Below are 17,136 nucleotides of genomic sequence, written 5' to 3' on the forward strand. Positions count from 1 at the left end.
ATAAAATGTATCAATTCAAAAGTTCAAATTTTAAAAAACTTAAAAATTATGCAGGCCATCCTGAACCAGACTAACACTGCTAAAACACGACCACTTCAAAAACCTTTTCAACAATCAAAAATGTATTCAATTGTACCCATCTTTATTTGGGTACTTTTTTTTGCCAATCTTGGTGCGCTTATTTATTATTTTCCAAACACGCCAACGTGGCATTGGGAAAACATCTTCAAAATTAATGGGTTCACGCTTTTAATTTGGACAACCGTAACATTTTTCAGCGCAATTGTAAGCACGTATGCTCGTAATTATCTAAAAGGTTTTTTAAACCATTCACAATTCACAATATACAGTTTTGGATTTCTTTTTGTGGTAATGCTCTTGGTGATGTCCAACCACATCCTTCCCTTTATAGGCTCTTGGTTGCTGATGGGTATATTTATGGCGCAACTGATTGGTGTTGATAAATCTTGGGTAGAAGCGCGAGAAGCTTCGGAATATGCCCAAAAATTCTTTTTGCTTGGCACTTTTTTTCTGGGAAGTGGTTTATTTCTTTTAGCAAGCCAAACAAACTTTTATACCATTGAAGAAATAATTCAAAATCTTGAAACGCTACCAGCATACATAAAAATAATGGCGTCCGTTTGTATTATTATGGCCGCAATAATCCAGTCGGCAATGTATCCATTTCAACGCTGGCTGCTTTCGGCGATGACCGCTCCCACGCCAGCTTCAGCATTAATGCATGCTGGTTTTGTAAACGGTGGTGGTATTCTGCTAGCCTTTTTTTCAACCCTACTTTTTGACTCGCATACATTAACGCTACTCTTTGTAATTGGTGGAATTACTGCCATTACTGCGCAGTTCACAAAATTGCTACAAGTAAATGTGAAACAAAAATTAGCCTGTTCTACAATTGCCCAAATGGGATTTATGATTATGCAATGTGGGCTCGGTTTTTTCAATGCCGCAGTTGCACACCTTATTTTACACGGGTTTTATAAAGCCTATTTATTTCTTTCCGCCGGAGATGAAATTCAAAATACAAACCCATCCAAACCTTATAAAATAGTAATTACACCGGTTCAAGCTTTGGTAGTACTTATTTTCGGAGCATTGGGAGCCGTATTGTTTTCCTATCTCACGGGAAAGGGCACGACTTTGGACAGTGGCATCATTCTTACCCTGATTGTCGCAATAACAGTAGGGCAGGTAACCTATAATATTGTAAAACAGGAAATTTTTACATCGTTCCAAAAAATCCTTTTCCCAATTATACTTTTCACAACCGGCATTGTGCTGTACGCGCTACTTTATAATGGAGTAACCATTTTGATGGCAGATATGCCAATGATTGACGCACCGGTATCCATTTCCGCAATACATATCATTTTTGGAATCATCTTTTTGATTGGCTTTTTTATAATGAAACTAGGTGTTTACAGAAAAGTACCTTGGCTCTACGTAAAACTGATGAATGATTCACAACCCTATAAAAAAACCATTTTAACTTCAAATCAGAAATCTTTATGATGAATTCAAAATTGCAGCAAAGTTTAAATGAAGCTTCCGAAATTGTCGGTACAACCTGGCCGCTTTACGGTTTCGTAACTTCTAATCCGCTTGTAGGTTTTGAGAAAAATCATTTCTCTGAAGCATTAAACCAAGCCAAAACGCTTTTTGGTGCACGTTCCTTTCCCGAAGTTTCGGTTTATCGCCAAGCTTGGGAGCGCAATGAGATTGACGAAACCGAAATTTCTACGTTACTTTTAAAAAATGGTTTTTCAGAATCGCCCTTCGAATCACTTAAAAAGATGGAGATTGAAACGCCTATAATTGAAAGAAATCAAAATCCAAAACTTAATCGGATTGTATCAAAATGGCTCGCTGCCTTTATGGACGAAGGTTTGGCTGAATGGGAAATGCCAAATAAAAATCAAGGTTTTTATAAATCTTGGCGAAAATTGGCAAAGTACGATTCTAAACTGCAGATTAAAAACAGTGATGAAATCCCTGAAAAAGCCTCAGAAACTTTAGAAAGTATTTTGAAATCATATTCAAAAGAAGAATGTGTTGAAATTTTTAAACAGCATTTGGCAGCGTTGCCCGGATGGACAGGCTATATAAAACATCGGAATAATTCCAACACGTTATGGCAAAAAGAGTACCCAATAACCTTTGAAGATTATTTAGCCGTTCGCTTTTTTATTGCGAAAAAATTGAATATAGAAATTCTTCCGAAGAAAATTGCAAGTAATAATAGTGAAACGGTTTCGCTGCGCCATCTTTGGCTGCAAGCCTGGGAAAATAGCTGGCAGAAAAAATTGACTAAAACGCTTGAAACGAACAAAACTGAATTGAATAAAAATGTTTCAACTTCAGAAATTCCCGATGCCCAATTTGCTTTATGCATAGACACGCGCTCAGAGTTAATGCGAAGACATATAGAGAATTCGGGTAACTACGAGACTTTTGGTTATGCAGGTTTCTTCGGAATTGCGATGGATTATAAAAACGAAAATGACGGCGTGATTCGGAAATCCTGTCCGCCAATTGTAGGTTCTGCGTATCAAGTTTCAGAAATTCCACAGAAAACTAAAATAGCATCCGCTAAAAAATTCACCCAGCGAAACCAAAAGAAAATTTTTAGTGAATATTTTCTGAAAAGAATGAAAAACATGCTTCCATCTGCCTTTGGATACGTGGAAGGTTCAGGTCTTTTTTATGGATTCTCTTTAGTTGGTAGAACAGTTTTTCCGGGAAATTCCTATAGATGGAAGAATAGAAATGCCACTGATTATGAAAATGTTTATGAGCCGCAAATTGATAAATGTTCGGAAAGAAATCACTCGCATTTAGAAATTCCATTGACAGAAAAAGTTGCAATAGTGAAAGGGGCTTTCGATCTTACAGGTTGGAAAAACTTTGCACCACTCGTGCTTTTTGTTGGCCACGGAAGCCATTCTGCAAATAACCCTTTCGGCTCTAGCTTGGATTGTGGGGCTTGTGCCGCGAGTCCGGGAAGGCATAATGCGCGGATGCTCGCCAAAATAGCTAATTCAGAAGATGTAAAAGAAATTTTGCGGAAGGAATACGGGTTTAATATTCCTGAAGAAACTGTATTTATAGGAGCTGAGCACAACACTACGACGGACGAAATTGTAATTTTTGACTCTGAAGTGCCCAAAACTCATTTGCTAGCTTTGCAAAACTTGAAAGCAAATCTTGCAAAAGCGCAACAAACCGCTACTGCAGAACGATTAAATACAAAGCATAAAAGCGTGAAAATAGCGCACGGAAATGCCAACAATTGGTCAGAAACGCGACCTGAATGGGGACTAGCGAAAAATGCCAGTTTTATAATTGCGCCACGAAAACTGACTAAAAATCTAAATCTCGATGGACGCTGTTTTCTCCATTCCTATGATTGGGAATTAGATGCCGAAGGCGCCGCGCTGGAAGGAATAATGCAGGGCCCGATGGTTGTTACACAATGGATTAACAATCACTATTACTTTTCTACGGTAGATAATGAAACCTTCGGCGGTGGTTCAAAAATTACGCATAACGTAACTGGAAAATTTGGAGTGGTTCAAGGCAACGGTGGCGATTTAAAAATGGGACTTCCCTTGCAATCGGTAAAACAAAGCGATACTGAAATGTATCACCAACCGCTGCGGCTTTCTGTTGTTATTCAAGCACCCATCGAGCGTATAAAAGGGATTTTAAAGCGGAATGCAAACATTCAAAATTTGTTGGACAACGAGTGGATTTATTTAATGGTAATGGATCCAAAAAATGAAAACCATATAAAAAGATATTCCAAGGGTATGCAATGGGAAAGCGTAACCAATTCTGAAAAAATTGAGAAGGTAAAAAGTGAAGTGAAAGAGGCGGTTGTTTCTCAACTATAAATTTTAAATCTTACCGAAATGAAAAGATATAATGGTTCCGAAATTTTTAGAAATAGATGTGTTGTTATAGCAACAATGCACAAAAAGGAAACAGTTATCGAGCCACTTTTAAAGCAAGAGTTTGGATTGAAAGCTATAACTCCAAAGAATTTTGATACTGATCAATTTGGAACATTTTCTGGAGAAATTGAACGTGTAAGAAATCCTTTGGAAACCGTTCGCGCCAAAGCGTTGGCAGCGCTTTTACAAACAAATGAAAACTTGGCAATTGCGAGTGAAGGTTCTTTTGGACCACATCCCGAAAGTCCCTTTATAATTGGAAATGAAGAACTTGTTATATTGATTGATACGAAAAATGGTTTCGAAATAATTGGTAGGCATTTTACGGAAAAGACCAACTTCAACCATCAAAAAATAGAAAATTTAAATGATTTGAAGGAGTTCTCGGAAAGAATAGGATTTCCTGAACACGGTATTATTCTGAAAATTTCCAATGAAAAGAATTCAGAAAGTATTTATAAGGATTTTAAAAGTTTTGATTTGTTGCATAACCAAGTTGTTAAACTGTTGGATGAAGAAAAGAAAGTTCAAGCTGAAACAGATATGCGCGCATTTCAGAATCCAACCCGGATGGAAGCTATAAAACAGGCGACAAAAAATCTTGTAAATATTATAAATACAAATTGTCCAAAATGCAATGCGCCCGGTTATTCAATAATTGAGGCCATTCGTGGCCTTCGGTGCGAGCTTTGCAATTTACCCACAAAAGGATTGAAGGGATATATTTTTTCTTGCCAAAAATGTAATTTCAGTTGTGAACGGAAAAAGGAAGATGTAAATTTTCAAAATGCTACATTTTGTGATTACTGCAATCCTTGAATTTTTGATTTAATAATTTTCAAGCCACTTATAATGTGTTTCAATTACAGTTTCAATGTTTTCCTTTAAAAATTCGAGATAGGTTAGTGCAGCGGGTGAAAATTTCTTGCCTTTAAGCCAGATAAGATTCCACGCGGTTTTTACTGGCAGCCCTTTTACGGGAACGATACTTATTTCTTTATCGTTCAGCTCATTTTTTAAACCAATCAAAGGCATAATACTAAAACCCAACCCCGCTAAAACCGCTTGTTTAACCGCTTCATTTGAGGTAAGTTGAATTTTTTTATTCACTTGAATATTGTTGCTGGCTATAAAACGCTCCATGGATTGTCTTGTTGCTGAACCTTCCTCGCGGTAGATCCACGGTAAATTTTCAAAAATTTCAGTTCTCTTTTTTGAAATTGATTGTGTTAAGGCAGGGCTTCCCACTAAAAATAATTTATTCTCCATCAAGCCCATTTTTTCAACTTTCAGATTATCTGGCAATACGGAAACAAGTGCAAAATCTACTTCATTTTTTTCCAGTGCTTCCAATACTTGATATCGATTGGTAACATCCATTACCAAGTCTACACCACTGTTTTCATTCAAAAAAGAGGACAGAAAAAATGGCATTACATATTTTCCTGTAGAAACTACGGCAATAGTCAATCGGCCAGTTAGCTGTCCTTTAAAAGCGAGGCTTTTGTGTTTCATTGTTTCCACTTCTGCTAAAATACGTTTCGTAGCTTCGGCAATTTCTTGACCGAAAGACGTAACGTAAAGTTGTCTTCCAATAACTTCCGTTAAGGATATTTCAAACTGATCCTGAAAATTCTTTAGCTGAATTGATACAGCAGGTTGCGTTAAATAAAGGGCTTCCGCTGCTTTGGTTATACTTTTGAGTTCTGTTATTTTCAAAAATATAGTGAGTTGGTTGAGTGTATAATTCATTAATTAATTTTATTAATTGCATAGTAAATATAAATAAAAATATATGAGTAAACATCTTCATATTTGTAGTGAATATTTAAAAAATCAATTGAATGAAAAAACAAGAAACAGTAGATCTAATTAAAGGAGAATTCACGCCAGATGAGGCATCGGAAATATTATTTTCAATTATTGGTGATAAGATTAAATTTAATAATCGTCAGATTTTTAGTAGGGAAGAGCGTAATCTTGGAAATACGGACAGATATAAAAAAAGGCTTATAGAATTAAAACATTCTCAAGAAAAAGTTTCAAATCTAATTGATTTAGCCAAAGCCGAAGGTAAGATTATTGAGGTAAGTGGAATTATTGATATTACAGTTAGATAAATCAATTGAACAAAACAAAAAAATCCCCTATATAGGGGATTCGATGTGATCGCAGAAGGATTCGAACCTTCGACCGCCTGCTTAGAAGGCAGGTGCTCTATCCAGCTGAGCTATGCGACCAATAAAAAACAAAAAAACCGAACTTTGTGTTCGGTTTTTGTCGGGGTGGCAGGATTCGAACCTGCGGCCTCCTGCTCCCAAAGCAGGCGCGATAACCGGGCTACGCTACACCCCGTGAACAGCAATCAATATTGTTCACTGTAATTTTGGAGTTTTTTTTTAACTCAATAATGCGGAGAGACAGGGATTCGAACCCTGGCGACGGTTGCCCGTCGACAGATTAGCAATCTGCTCCGTTACCACTCCGGCACCTCTCCAATTTTTTATGAACGTGTCATCCTAAAATGCGGTTGCAAATGTAAGTTTTCAATTGTAATAACGCAAGCAAAAAACGCCCTTTTTTAATGTTAATTTTTAAAGCGGTTTAAATCAAGGGAATGCTAGGCAAATTGATTCAATAAAAAATAGATTTAAACCTTAGAACAAATGAGCATCTCTTTTTTATCCTCTAAATTAGTCACAAAAAACAAATAGATATCGCCACCGTCTTTAATTTTCCACTTTTTACGAAGGGTTTCCACAGATTCTGGAAAATTTCTGGTAGTAATATTTGCTTTTTTGAAGGATAGGGCGGCACGCATCTCGATTTTGGTATAAGGAATAGCCTTTTCAATCAAAAAAACTCTTCCCGGAAAATCTATTAAAGTTTCACTGGTATAAAGATGTGTATTTTTATGAAGTTTATTCACCTTAAATTTTTCGAACACCAAATCGAAGGCACCACTTTTTAAGATTGCAGCATTTGGCTCATAAAGATACTTTTTGGGTAAGCTATATAAAGCCGTGGGAGTTTCGTTCCATTTAAAATCAAATCTTTCAATCCCCGATTTTTTGATATTTACAGTTTTAATATGTGGTTCCTGAAAAGCATCCTTTTTCAATAACCAAAGCAATTCTTTTACTTCGTTATCAACCGCAACAATATGAATTTCGAAAACTTTCTGCAATTCAGCCAATCCAATTGAAACATCCAACATAGGCGAAGTTTTCAAAAGTAATTGATTGCAGTTAGTTAATATTTTGGATATATTTTCAGGTATATTCGGTTCGCAATCCCTAAGAAAGAAAACCTTTCCTTTACTTTCATGGCGCCGGGAAGGGTCTGCGTATACTACGCCATAATTCTTGCTTAAAACGGCCGTTAAACCATCTTCAGGAAAACATTGGACATTGTCTTTATGGAAAACTTTAAAATTATGCTTTGCCATCTCTGAGAGTGCTTCATTAATTTCAAAGTGATGCACAGTAGAAATTTTTTCAGAAAAGGAAAAACTATCAACCCCAAAGCCGCCAGTTATATCTGCAAGAATTTCACCTTTTACCAATGAAGCCTTATAATCGGCAGTTATTTCAGAAGAAGTCTGCTCTAGATTTAATTTTGGTGGAAACAAAATATTTTGCGTTTCAAACCAGGTTGGCAGTTTTTTTTCAATCTTTTTTCGGCTTTCAATTTGCTGAATCAATTCATGGACTGAAACATCTTCAAACGGACTACCGGCGAAAGCAAGTTTTGAAATATCGTCTTCAAAATTTTTTATAAAATTCTGTACTTCGGTATTTAAAAGGGCAGAGTTAATCAAATATTATAGATTTCGGGTAAGGCGTTTCACAACTTTGTATTCCGATAGAAATTCTTTAGCTATTACTTTTAATGCCGTGTAAGTAGGAACGGCAAGTATCATTCCCGGAATGCCAAAAACAAAACCTCCTATTAAAATTACAAGAAAAATTTCCAGCGGATGGGAGCGAACACTGTGACCAAAAATTACAGGCTGAGATATAAAATTATCAAAAACCTGGGCAATAGCATATCCTCCCGAAGCAATCATTAATAATGGCAAGAGTCCTGTAGAAAAATCAGCTCCAAGGTTATTGGAGATTATTACAAGTAACATTAACCCCCAACCTATTATTGGACCCAGATAGGGAACAATATTTAAAAAGGCACATATTAGCGCCACTGCAATTGCATCACGAATATCTAGATAGAGCAGAAGTACGGAGTAAAAAAGTGAAAGTATAAAAATTTGTAAAAGCAGACCTATAAAATAACGGGAAAGCAGTTCTTTAATTTTTATTAATATCCTTTTAAATTTTTCTTCATCTCCAGTTTTTGCCAGGGAAAGTACTGTTCGGGCTATTAAGTATTCATCTTTCAAAAGAAAGAAAGAAATGAACAAAACCGAGAATATACCAATAATAGTACCTGCAATATTTCCGAAGAAAATATCAATAAAACTTGGAATAATTTCAATATCCATATTTTGTACGTAGGTAGTACGCTTGATTGCTTCAACCAGCTGAAAATGGTCTACACCAAGATAATCACTGGCTTGGATGTTCAGTTCGTTTAAATCGCGCTTTACTTGTTCAAAATCAATTTGGGAAATATGTTTTCCCTGTTCAATTATAATAGGAACAAAAATACTGAGAAGTAAACTAAAGGTTCCAATAATAATAAGAAGTGTAAAAACCGAAGCTAGCGTATTCCCGAAACGAAACCTTTTTCTTAAAAATAATACTAGCGGCCTTCCCATCAATGAAAGTACCAAAGCCAAGCCAACATATAGAATGAGTGCTTGTATTTCATACAAAAACCAAATAAAAATTATGATACCCACCATTACAGCGAGGGCTCTTAATATACCTAGGGTTATTGCTTTTGCAGTAGTTTTCAAGCAGTAAATATACTATATTCCACTATAGAAAAAATCAAAGTTTTGTTAAGGGATTGTAATGTTGATTAATGAATAATAGTATGCTGCGAATTAATTTTCGAAAACGTATTTAATAATATTGGCACCCATTTGCAGGGCTTTAAGTCTTACTTCCTGCGGATCGTTATGAACTTCTGGGTTTTCCCATCCATCACCAAGATCTGTTTCAAAAGTGTAAAGCAGGACCAATCTATCTTCCACAAAAATACCGAAAGCCTGTGGACGCCCTCCGTCATGTTCATGAATTTTGGGCATTCCCTGTGGAAACTTATAAACGTAACTAAACATCGGATAATTAGCGGGTAGCTCTTTCAATTCTTTGTTGGGGAAGATTTTCACAATTTCCTTGCGTATATATTGGTCTATTCCGTAATTATCATCAATATGAAGAAAACCGCCGCTCATCAAATAATTACGAAGGTTTTCAGCCTCTTCGGAGGAAAAGAAAACATTTCCGTGACCCGTCATATGCAAAAAAGGATAATCAAAAATATCAATGCTACTAGGTGTAACGGTTTCTGGCTTTTCCTTTATAGAAGTGTCTATGTGTTGGTTGCAGAATTTCGCCAAATTAGATAGCGAAGTTGGGTTTGCATACCAGTCACCACCACCGCCGTATTGCAAAAGAGCTATTTCCTGAGCTGAAATGTTGCCGATAAAAATAAAAATAAAAACTGTAAATATTGTTATTCGCATATCTTCAAAAGTACAAATTCAGAAAGAATAAAAGTGAAACAATTTTCTAAAAATGGCTTACTGTAAGTTTTAAAGAAATAGACGGACAAACTTTTAAAATTGTTGGTATGAAAAGGATATTATTAGTGCTTATTTTTCCGGTGATTTTTGCAATTTGCTCTTTTAATAAAGACTCTTCCGAATTAGAAAATAAACCTTTTGCCATAGTTCAACTTTTTACTTCGCAAGGTTGCAGCAGCTGTCCAAGTGCTGATATACTGTTAGAAAAAGTTGAAAAGGAATATGGAGGCAAAAACGTTTTCGTTCTTTCCTATCATGTAGATTATTGGAACCGTTTGGGCTGGAAAGATGTTTTTAGCAAGAAAGAATTTTCAGATATACAGTATCGCTATAGTACTAAATTTGGAGGCTCAAGTGTTTATACTCCGCAGGCAGTGGTAAATGGCGATGTTCATTTTGTAGGCTCCAGTGAAGCAAAAATGGAGGATAATCTTTCAAGATTTCTAAAAATAAACCCTGAGAATACAATAGCTCTTTCTGAAATTAAAAAAACCGGAAATCAAATAACTTTCAGCTATAAAACGGAAGGTGATATTTCCAGAAAAGATTTAAAAATTGCGCTTGCCATCGAGAAAAAAGAAACTAGTATTAAACGCGGCGAAAACAGCGGACGAAAGCTTTCAAGCGTAAATATTGTAGTAGAGCAGTTAAAGAATTCACTAACTGAATCTAGTGGAACAATGAGCATCAAAATTCCAGAGTTGGTTGAAAAAGGGGATCAACTTATTTTGATTGGATTCGTTCAGTCCCAGAATTTTGTCATAACTGCAGCGACACAACAAAAAATATAATTAAGGCCTAACAGGTTTTCCTCCAATTTTGAAGCTTCCGCAATGGGCGGGTGGCAAAAAATTGAAATCTGTTGGGTTTTATTCATTTAAAAAAGCTACGCTGTGACAAGCCACCACAGCCGCAGTTTCCGTTCTTAAACGGCTTTCACCCAAGGTAACTGGAATGTATCCGCCCTTTTTTGCAAGCTCAATTTCTTCAGATGAAAAATCACCTTCGGGACCGATAAGAATTGTTACTTTCTTATTTGGAAGTAAGATTGATTTTAAGGATTTTTTATCGGTTTCTTCGCAATGCGCTATACATTTTAAATCAGCGGAATTATTTTCCAAATTTATAAAATCCTTAAATGAAACGGAATCATTTAAAATGGGCAAATACGCCTTTAGCGATTGTTTCATGGCACTTTGAAGGATTTTTTCATACCGTTCAGGCTTAATGATTTTTCGTTCGCTGTGGGCGCAGATTATTGGGGTGATCTCTGTTATGCCTATTTCGGTAGCTTTTTCTAAAAACCATTCGTAACGATCGTTCAGTTTTGTGGGTGCAACGGCTAAATGAAGCTGATAGGGTAGTGGTTGCTGAATATCTTGTGAAAGTATTTTTACCAAACACGCTTTAGGATTCGCATTCATTATTTCTGAATCGAAAAAAGAACCCTTTCCATTTGTGATTTTGAAAGTGTCGCCTTCTTTCATTCGTAAAACCTTTGCAATATGACGGCTTTCCTCTTTATCAAAAGTAATTTCCTTTGTGGATTCTGAAATGTTGGGATTGTAAAAAAGCTGCATTTATTTCAATTTTGTTTTAGCGTGTGCAACGCCTATTTCTACCCATTGCTGTAGTTTTTCCTCTGTATTAAAACCTTGTGCTGTTACAAAAATGAATTCCTTCATCGGTTTTCCGGTAAAGTCCATTGGTTTTACGAAAGGACTTTTGGTTATTTCAGCCATTTTTTCAGCGGGGATGCGAACCATCAATCTTTCCTTGGTTTCTCCCACACACATTTTTCCTTTAAAAAGAAAACAAGTACCTCCGAACATTCGCTTTTCTTCGATGTCCTTTTTCCAAGGATTGAGAGCAGTTCTAATGCGTTTTAATATTTCCTCGGAATTTGGATTCATATTCTCAAAACTTCATGCGTGCCGAAGCTACAACATTATTTTCGGCGAAATTTTGAGTTTTGTATTTTAGTTCGCCCACAATGGCAATCATTGCTGCGTTATCTGTGCAGAACTCAAATTTTGGAATATGGGTTTTCCAGCCGTATTTCGCTTCGGCTTCTTTTAAAGCCGTTCTAATACCACTATTGGCAGAAACCCCACCACCAATAGCTATTTCCTTTATCCCTGTTTTTTTTACTGCGTTTTTTAGCTTATCCATTAAATAATCTACTATTGTAAACTGAAGGCTTGCGCAAATGTCTTCTATGTTTTCTGAAATAAAATCCGGGTTTTTATTTACTTCCTTTTCAACAAAATAAAGTACCGAGGTTTTTAAACCACTAAAACTGAAATCTAAAGGACTAACTTTTGGTTTTGGAAACTTGAAGGCTTTTGCATTTCCTTTTTGCGCATATTTATCAACCAAGGGACCACCAGGGTAGGGAAGCCCAAGTATTTTTGCACTTTTATCAAAAGCTTCGCCTACGGCATCATCTATGGTTTGGCCTATTACTTCCATTTCAAAATAATCTTTCACTTTTACAATTTGTGTATGCCCACCACTAATGGTCATCGCCAAAAATGGAAAGTTAGGTGCGGTTTGTTCTTCGGTCTTAATAAAATGTGCTAAAATATGTGCTTGCATATGGTTAACATCTATCAACGGAATGCCCAAACCCATAGCCAAAGATTTTGAAAATGAGGTACCTACAAGTAGCGAACCCATCAAGCCAGGACCGCGCGTAAAAGCAATGGCGGATAACTGATTTTTGTCGATATTTGCTTTTCGTAAAGCTTGATGCACAACTGGCACAATATTTTGTTGGTGTGCGCGTGAAGCAAGTTCGGGAACCACCCCGCCGTATTGTTCGTGAATTGCCTGAGTGGCAACAACATTGCTGAGTATTTCACCGTTGTTGATAACAGCTGCAGCCGTGTCGTCACAGGAAGATTCAATACCGAGAATATAGCAATTTTTTTGTGTCAAAGTAAAAGGGGTATATTTATTGGTTGTAAAATTAAAACTTTAAAAGCGTATCAAAAAACTTCGGAAAATAATAGTTCGCACATTCGTGATCATTGTATTGCTGCTCGTGCTTATAATTATTATTTTTTCAATACCGGCAGTACAGACTTGGGCTGCTAAAAAAGTAACCACAAATCTTAATGAAACTTACGGAACTGATATTCAAATAAAACGGTTGGGCCTCAATTGGAAAGGCGAAGTGGACGTCCGTGAAGTTTTTATTGCTGATCATCACGCAGATACATTAATTTATAGCAAAGAGCTGCAAACCAATATAATTAGCTTTCAAAATTTAATTAAAGGGGATCTTGGTTTTGGAAGTATTGCACTGGATTACGCCAAATTGTACGTTAAAACTTATAAAGACGAAGAAACCGATAATCTTTCCATTTTCGCTAAAAAATTTGATACAGGCAAGCCTAGTACTTCTCCGTTTTCGCTATTTAGTAACGATGTAAGCTTAACCAATAGCAGGATTAAGATTACTAACGAAAATCTTGAAAACCCTGATGTTTTTATTTTAGACAATGTAAACGTAGTTGCAGATAATTTCAAAATTAATGGCCAAGACGTTAGTGCCAATATTAAGAAATTGTCCTTGATTGCTGCCCGTGGAATTACTATTAATGACTTACAAGCAGACTTCTCTTATACTGCTACAAATATTACTCTAAAAGATTTGAATCTTGAAACTACAGAATCAAAAATTGTGGGCGAAATTGATTTGGATTATTCAAAAAACGGGATGGCAGATTTTGTGAATGATGTAATTATAACAGCAAACATCAAGGATTCTAAAATTGCATCAAACGATTTAAATGGTTTTTATAACGAATTTGGCCCAGATCAAATAATCTTACTAGATACTGAGCTAAAAGGAACTTTAAATAACTTTACCGCTAACAACCTGAAATTTCAAACCGGTGATACAAATATTGAAGGAGATTACATTTTTAAAAACATTTTAGATTCAGAAAAAGAATACGCTATTACCGCCTCCAATCACAATATTTCAACTAATTATTTTGATCTCAGACGCTTTATGCCGCGTGTTTTAGGCGACGTTGTGCCAGTAGAATTAAAAGAGTTAGGATCTTTTAATCTTAGCGGAAACACTTCAATTATTGGTAGTGAATTAAATACAAAAAGTAATTTACAAAGCACAATAGGACAAGCAGTTGTAGATTTAAAAATGGGCAATATCAATAATATTGACAATGCCTATTACAAGGGGAATATTGTGTTGATAAACTTCAATTTGGGCAAAATTGCCAATACAACTTCTTTGGGAAAAATGACCGCCAATTTAGATTTTGACGGTCGCGGTTTTAGCAAAAACACAGTAAATACAGAGATTTCAGGAAAAATATCTTCTTTTAATTTTGAAGATTATAATTACAAAAATATTGTGGTTTCGGGAAATCTTAAAAATCCTCTTTTTAATGGTGAACTTTCTATTGACGACCCAAACTTAAAAATGCAATTTAAAGGTTTGATAGATGCATCAAAAGAAACCAACCAATTAGATTTTGAGGCAAATGTTGAATATGCAGAATTGAATCAACTAAACCTGATAAAGCGTGATAGTATTTCGGTCTTCACTGGGAAAGTGGTGGTTGACATGGAGGGAAAAACCATTGACGACGTTGTTGGAACCATCAACTTCAACCAAACCTTTTATCAAAACGAGCGAGATTATTATTATTTTGATGATTTTAATATTACTTCATCATTTGAAGGCCCTAAGCGAACCATTGAGATAAATTCACCCGATATTTTAAATGGAAAAATTTCAGGCGAATTTTTAATTGCAGATATCCCCAATCTTTTTCAGAATGGGATTGCCAGTATTTATACAAACTACATTCCCCAAGAGGTTACCACCAATCAATATATTGATTATGAATTTGTTATTTACAATAAAATTATTGATGTTTTTGTACCCCAATTGAAACTAGGTGATAACACCCGTGTAAAAGGATCTGTTTCTTCGGATGAATCAAAGTTTAAGCTCGATTTCCGTTCTCCGGAAATACTTCTTTTTGACAATTATATAGGTAAACTGAATATTCAAGTAGATAATGACAATCCATTGTATAATATATACATATCTGCAGATTCCGTATACACGGGATTCTATAATATTAAAGATTTAAACGTAATTAATAAAACTTTGAACGATACTATGTATGTACGTTCAGAATTTGCTGGAGGTCCAAAAAAAGAAGACCTTTTTAACCTTTCATTATACCATACCATCAACCCCTCGGGTAAATCTGTGATTGGTGTAAAAAAATCTGATATCACTTATAAAGGCAATGTTTGGTATTTAAACGAAAACAACAATCGCCTAAATAAAGTTGTTTTTGATGATAATTTTTCCGAAATCAGGATTGATTCCTTGGTTTTAAGTAGAAATGACCAATTAATTCAAATGGCAGGCGTATTGCGAGATTCAACGTATAAAGATTTAAAGGTGCGCTTTAAAGACGTAAATATTGGAGAGATAACGCCGGAAATAGACAGTTTGCGTCTTAATGGAAATATGAACGGAAAGTTTGATTTTCTTCAAAAGAATGGCGCATATTATCCAAATAGTACCGTAACAATTGATAACGTTAATATCAATGAAATTCCGTTCGGAGATTTGAATTTAAAAATAGACGGAAATGAAGATTTAACCAAATACCGGATAAACACATCCTTAACAAACAATGATGTTAAATCAATAAATGCCGTGGGTGAAATTGATGTTTCTTCCAAAAACCCCCAAATACAGCTCAATGTTGATTTAAATCAGTTCAACATGCAGGCTTTTAGTCCATTTGGAGGTGATGTAATTACCAATATTCGCGGACTTATTTCTGGAAATGCAAAAATTTCAGGTAGTTACAAATCTCCAGATATTTTAGGGCGTTTCTCTTTGGTTAAAAGTGGATTAAAAATTCCTTATTTGAATACAGATTTTGATATTGAAGATAACGCACAGATTATAGTTACCAAAAATAAATTTCAAATAGGCTATACAAATATTACCGATACCAAATACAAAACTGAAGGACTACTATCGGGAAATGCTACACACACGAATTTCAGCAATTGGGAACTGAATTTGAATATTGACGCACCCGAACGATTGCTGGTTTTGGACACGCCTCCCGAGGAAGATGCGCTTTATTACGGAACAGCTTTTATAAGCGGAGATGCCAAAATTAAAGGACCAATTAATGAGCTTGTAATTAATGTGAATGCCACTACGGAAGAGGGAACAACATTTAAAATTCCAATAAGTGATACAGAATCCATCAGTGACGATTCATTTGTGCATTTCCTTTCTCCCAAGGAAAAAGAGGCGCGTATAAATGGAGAGGATATAGTTTCAGAAGATGCGAAAGGACTTAGCCTCAACTTTGATCTTGACATTAATAGAAATGCCGAAGTAGAAGTAGTGGTAGATAAAGTGAACAATTCTACTTTAAAGGGCCGCGGGGCAGGTATTCTTCTTATAGAAATAAATACAAATGGAAAATTCCAAATGTATGGCGATTTTCAGGTGTATGAAGGGACATATGATTTTAGATATGGCGGAATAATACAAAGAACCATTGGAGTAGTGCCTGGCGGAAATATTACTTGGGACGGTGCGCCCGAACGTGCCAATTTAAACTTAAGCGCAATTTATAAAACACAAGCTAATCCGTCTGTTCTATTAGACAATCCTTCCATAAATACAAAAATACCTGTGGAAGTCTATGTAGGTTTGGAAGGCGAACTTGCAAAACCAGAATTATCTTTTAGCATAGATTTTCCGAGAGTAAGTTCAACATTAAAAAGTGAGTTGCAATACAAGCTGCAAAATCAAGAGCAGATGCAGAACCAGGCACTTTTCTTATTGGCTTCAAACTCTTTTGTAAATGACAATTATGCGGGTTCCAACGCTTTTGCGGGGACAGTGGCCGATAGGGTTTCTGGATTGGTAAATAATATTTTTGCTGATCAGGATGGAAAGTTCCGTGTTGGTTTAGATTATTCTGTAGGTAATAGGACTCCAAATCAAGAAACATCAGACCGTTTTGGCATTACGCTTTCCACACAGATAAATGAACGTATTCTTATAAATGGAAAAGTAGGTGTTCCCGTGGGGGGAGCAAATGAAACCTCCGTTGCGGGTGATATTGAGGTACAGTGGCTTATAAACGATGATGGAAGCCTACGTATGAAATTTTTTAACCGACAAGCAGACCTTCAGTTTATTGGGGAGGATCAAATTTTTGAACAGGGTACAGGAATTTCGTATTCCGTAGATTTCAATACGTTCCGGGAACTTTACCAAAAACTCTTCAATAAAAAAATGACCTTAGAGTCTGAAATGCCTGTAACGCCCGATGACGATACATACCCAGTGGATTTTAAACCAAAAGGCATAAAAACGGATGAGGAAGGGCAGTAAAGGTTTTAATTCTAATGGTAAAT

13 protein-coding genes and 3 tRNA genes are annotated in these 17,136 nt (G+C 35.8%); 6 read left to right on the forward strand and 10 right to left on the reverse strand.

What is annotated here, in order from left to right; genetic code table 11:
* The 3 genes from AEQU1_RS15720 to AEQU1_RS15730 form a co-directional block, all read left to right on the forward strand.
* The coding region (locus AEQU1_RS15720; RefSeq protein WP_408730915.1) for a proton-conducting transporter membrane subunit at positions 1 to 1,530 on the forward strand (1,530 nt) is incomplete at its 5' end.
* Positions 1,527 to 3,911: a DUF2309 domain-containing protein gene (locus AEQU1_RS15725; RefSeq protein WP_111882639.1), complete on the forward strand. Its 2,385-nt coding sequence runs from the start codon at positions 1,527 to 1,529 to the stop codon at positions 3,909 to 3,911. The genes AEQU1_RS15720 and AEQU1_RS15725, both read left to right, overlap by 4 nt.
* Positions 3,912 to 3,929: 18 nt before the next feature.
* Positions 3,930 to 4,790, forward strand: coding sequence for a DUF6671 family protein (locus AEQU1_RS15730; RefSeq protein WP_111882640.1), 861 nt, complete (start codon positions 3,930 to 3,932; stop codon positions 4,788 to 4,790).
* 9 nt (positions 4,791 to 4,799) lie between these two features.
* On the opposite strand, the gene AEQU1_RS15735 is transcribed toward AEQU1_RS15730, so the two are convergent.
* Positions 4,800 to 5,723: a LysR substrate-binding domain-containing protein gene (locus AEQU1_RS15735; protein WP_111882642.1), complete on the reverse strand. Its 924-nt coding sequence runs from the start codon at positions 5,721 to 5,723 to the stop codon at positions 4,800 to 4,802.
* A gap of 92 nt (positions 5,724 to 5,815) precedes the next feature.
* Here AEQU1_RS15735 and AEQU1_RS15740 point away from each other — a divergent pair, with 92 nt between their 5' ends.
* Entirely contained in the window at positions 5,816 to 6,091 is a 276-nt protein-coding gene (locus tag AEQU1_RS15740; protein ID WP_111882643.1) for a hypothetical protein, read from the forward strand.
* 46 nt (positions 6,092 to 6,137) lie between these two features.
* Here AEQU1_RS15740 and AEQU1_RS15745 read toward each other — a convergent pair.
* From AEQU1_RS15745 to AEQU1_RS15770, 6 genes are all read right to left on the reverse strand, one after another.
* Positions 6,138 to 6,211, reverse strand: a tRNA-Arg gene (locus AEQU1_RS15745).
* Between the two features lie 40 nt (positions 6,212 to 6,251).
* Positions 6,252 to 6,326: transfer RNA gene (locus tag AEQU1_RS15750), tRNA-Pro, on the reverse strand.
* 58 nt (positions 6,327 to 6,384) lie between these two features.
* Positions 6,385 to 6,468 (reverse strand) — tRNA-Ser (locus AEQU1_RS15755).
* A 153-nt stretch (positions 6,469 to 6,621) separates the two neighbouring features.
* Positions 6,622 to 7,791 carry a THUMP-like domain-containing protein gene (locus tag AEQU1_RS15760; protein WP_111882645.1) on the reverse strand — a complete coding sequence of 390 codons (1,170 nt, stop codon included), beginning with the start codon at positions 7,789 to 7,791 and terminating at the stop codon, positions 6,622 to 6,624.
* A 3-nt stretch (positions 7,792 to 7,794) separates the two neighbouring features.
* The gene (locus tag AEQU1_RS15765) at positions 7,795 to 8,889 is read right to left on the reverse strand and encodes an AI-2E family transporter (protein ID WP_258455309.1); all 1,095 of its coding nucleotides are present in this window, start codon (positions 8,887 to 8,889) and stop codon (positions 7,795 to 7,797) included.
* A 90-nt stretch (positions 8,890 to 8,979) separates the two neighbouring features.
* On the reverse strand, positions 8,980 to 9,624 hold the full coding sequence (locus AEQU1_RS15770; protein WP_111882647.1) for a DUF4159 domain-containing protein: 645 nt from the start codon (positions 9,622 to 9,624) through the stop codon (positions 8,980 to 8,982).
* Between the two features lie 107 nt (positions 9,625 to 9,731).
* Between AEQU1_RS15770 and AEQU1_RS15775 the strand changes: the two genes are divergently transcribed.
* Positions 9,732 to 10,475 carry a thioredoxin family protein gene (locus AEQU1_RS15775; protein WP_111882648.1) on the forward strand — a complete coding sequence of 248 codons (744 nt, stop codon included), beginning with the start codon at positions 9,732 to 9,734 and terminating at the stop codon, positions 10,473 to 10,475.
* A gap of 78 nt (positions 10,476 to 10,553) precedes the next feature.
* Here AEQU1_RS15775 and AEQU1_RS15780 read toward each other — a convergent pair whose 3' ends face one another.
* The 3 genes from AEQU1_RS15780 to tsaD are packed head-to-tail and all read right to left on the reverse strand — an operon-like array spanning position 10,554 to position 12,624.
* Positions 10,554 to 11,264, reverse strand: a complete 711-nt coding sequence (locus AEQU1_RS15780; RefSeq protein WP_111882650.1) for a 16S rRNA (uracil(1498)-N(3))-methyltransferase — start codon at positions 11,262 to 11,264, stop codon at positions 10,554 to 10,556.
* A complete protein-coding gene (locus AEQU1_RS15785; RefSeq protein WP_111882651.1) occupies positions 11,265 to 11,597 on the reverse strand; it encodes a TfoX/Sxy family protein in 333 nt (110 codons plus the stop codon). It lies immediately after the preceding gene.
* A gap of 4 nt (positions 11,598 to 11,601) precedes the next feature.
* Positions 11,602 to 12,624 carry a tRNA (adenosine(37)-N6)-threonylcarbamoyltransferase complex transferase subunit TsaD gene (tsaD, locus tag AEQU1_RS15790; protein WP_111882653.1) on the reverse strand — a complete coding sequence of 341 codons (1,023 nt, stop codon included), beginning with the start codon at positions 12,622 to 12,624 and terminating at the stop codon, positions 11,602 to 11,604.
* A 106-nt stretch (positions 12,625 to 12,730) separates the two neighbouring features.
* Between tsaD and AEQU1_RS15795 the strand changes: the two genes are divergently transcribed.
* Entirely contained in the window at positions 12,731 to 17,113 is a 4,383-nt protein-coding gene (locus AEQU1_RS15795; RefSeq protein ID WP_258455310.1) for a translocation/assembly module TamB domain-containing protein, read from the forward strand.
* Positions 17,114 to 17,136: the final 23 nt, after the last annotated feature.

Origin of the sequence: Aequorivita sp. CIP111184 (assembly GCF_900489465.1) — a bacterium.
Taxonomy (GTDB): domain Bacteria; phylum Bacteroidota; class Bacteroidia; order Flavobacteriales; family Flavobacteriaceae; genus Aequorivita.

What these genes read in the sequence shown, in the direction of transcription:
- AEQU1_RS15725 (WP_111882639.1), top strand. Translation starts at nt 1,527, where the DNA reads ATGATGAATTCAAAATTGCAGCAAAGTTTAAATGAAGCTTCCGAAATT.
- AEQU1_RS15730 (WP_111882640.1), top strand. Translation starts at nt 3,930, where the DNA reads ATGAAAAGATATAATGGTTCCGAAATTTTTAGAAATAGATGTGTTGTT.
- AEQU1_RS15735 (WP_111882642.1), bottom strand. Translation starts at nt 5,723, where the DNA reads ATGAATTATACACTCAACCAACTCACTATATTTTTGAAAATAACAGAA.
- AEQU1_RS15740 (WP_111882643.1), top strand. Translation starts at nt 5,816, where the DNA reads ATGAAAAAACAAGAAACAGTAGATCTAATTAAAGGAGAATTCACGCCA.
- AEQU1_RS15770 (WP_111882647.1), bottom strand. Translation starts at nt 9,624, where the DNA reads ATGCGAATAACAATATTTACAGTTTTTATTTTTATTTTTATCGGCAAC.
- AEQU1_RS15775 (WP_111882648.1), top strand. Translation starts at nt 9,732, where the DNA reads ATGAAAAGGATATTATTAGTGCTTATTTTTCCGGTGATTTTTGCAATT.
- AEQU1_RS15780 (WP_111882650.1), bottom strand. Translation starts at nt 11,264, where the DNA reads ATGCAGCTTTTTTACAATCCCAACATTTCAGAATCCACAAAGGAAATT.
- AEQU1_RS15785 (WP_111882651.1), bottom strand. Translation starts at nt 11,597, where the DNA reads ATGAATCCAAATTCCGAGGAAATATTAAAACGCATTAGAACTGCTCTC.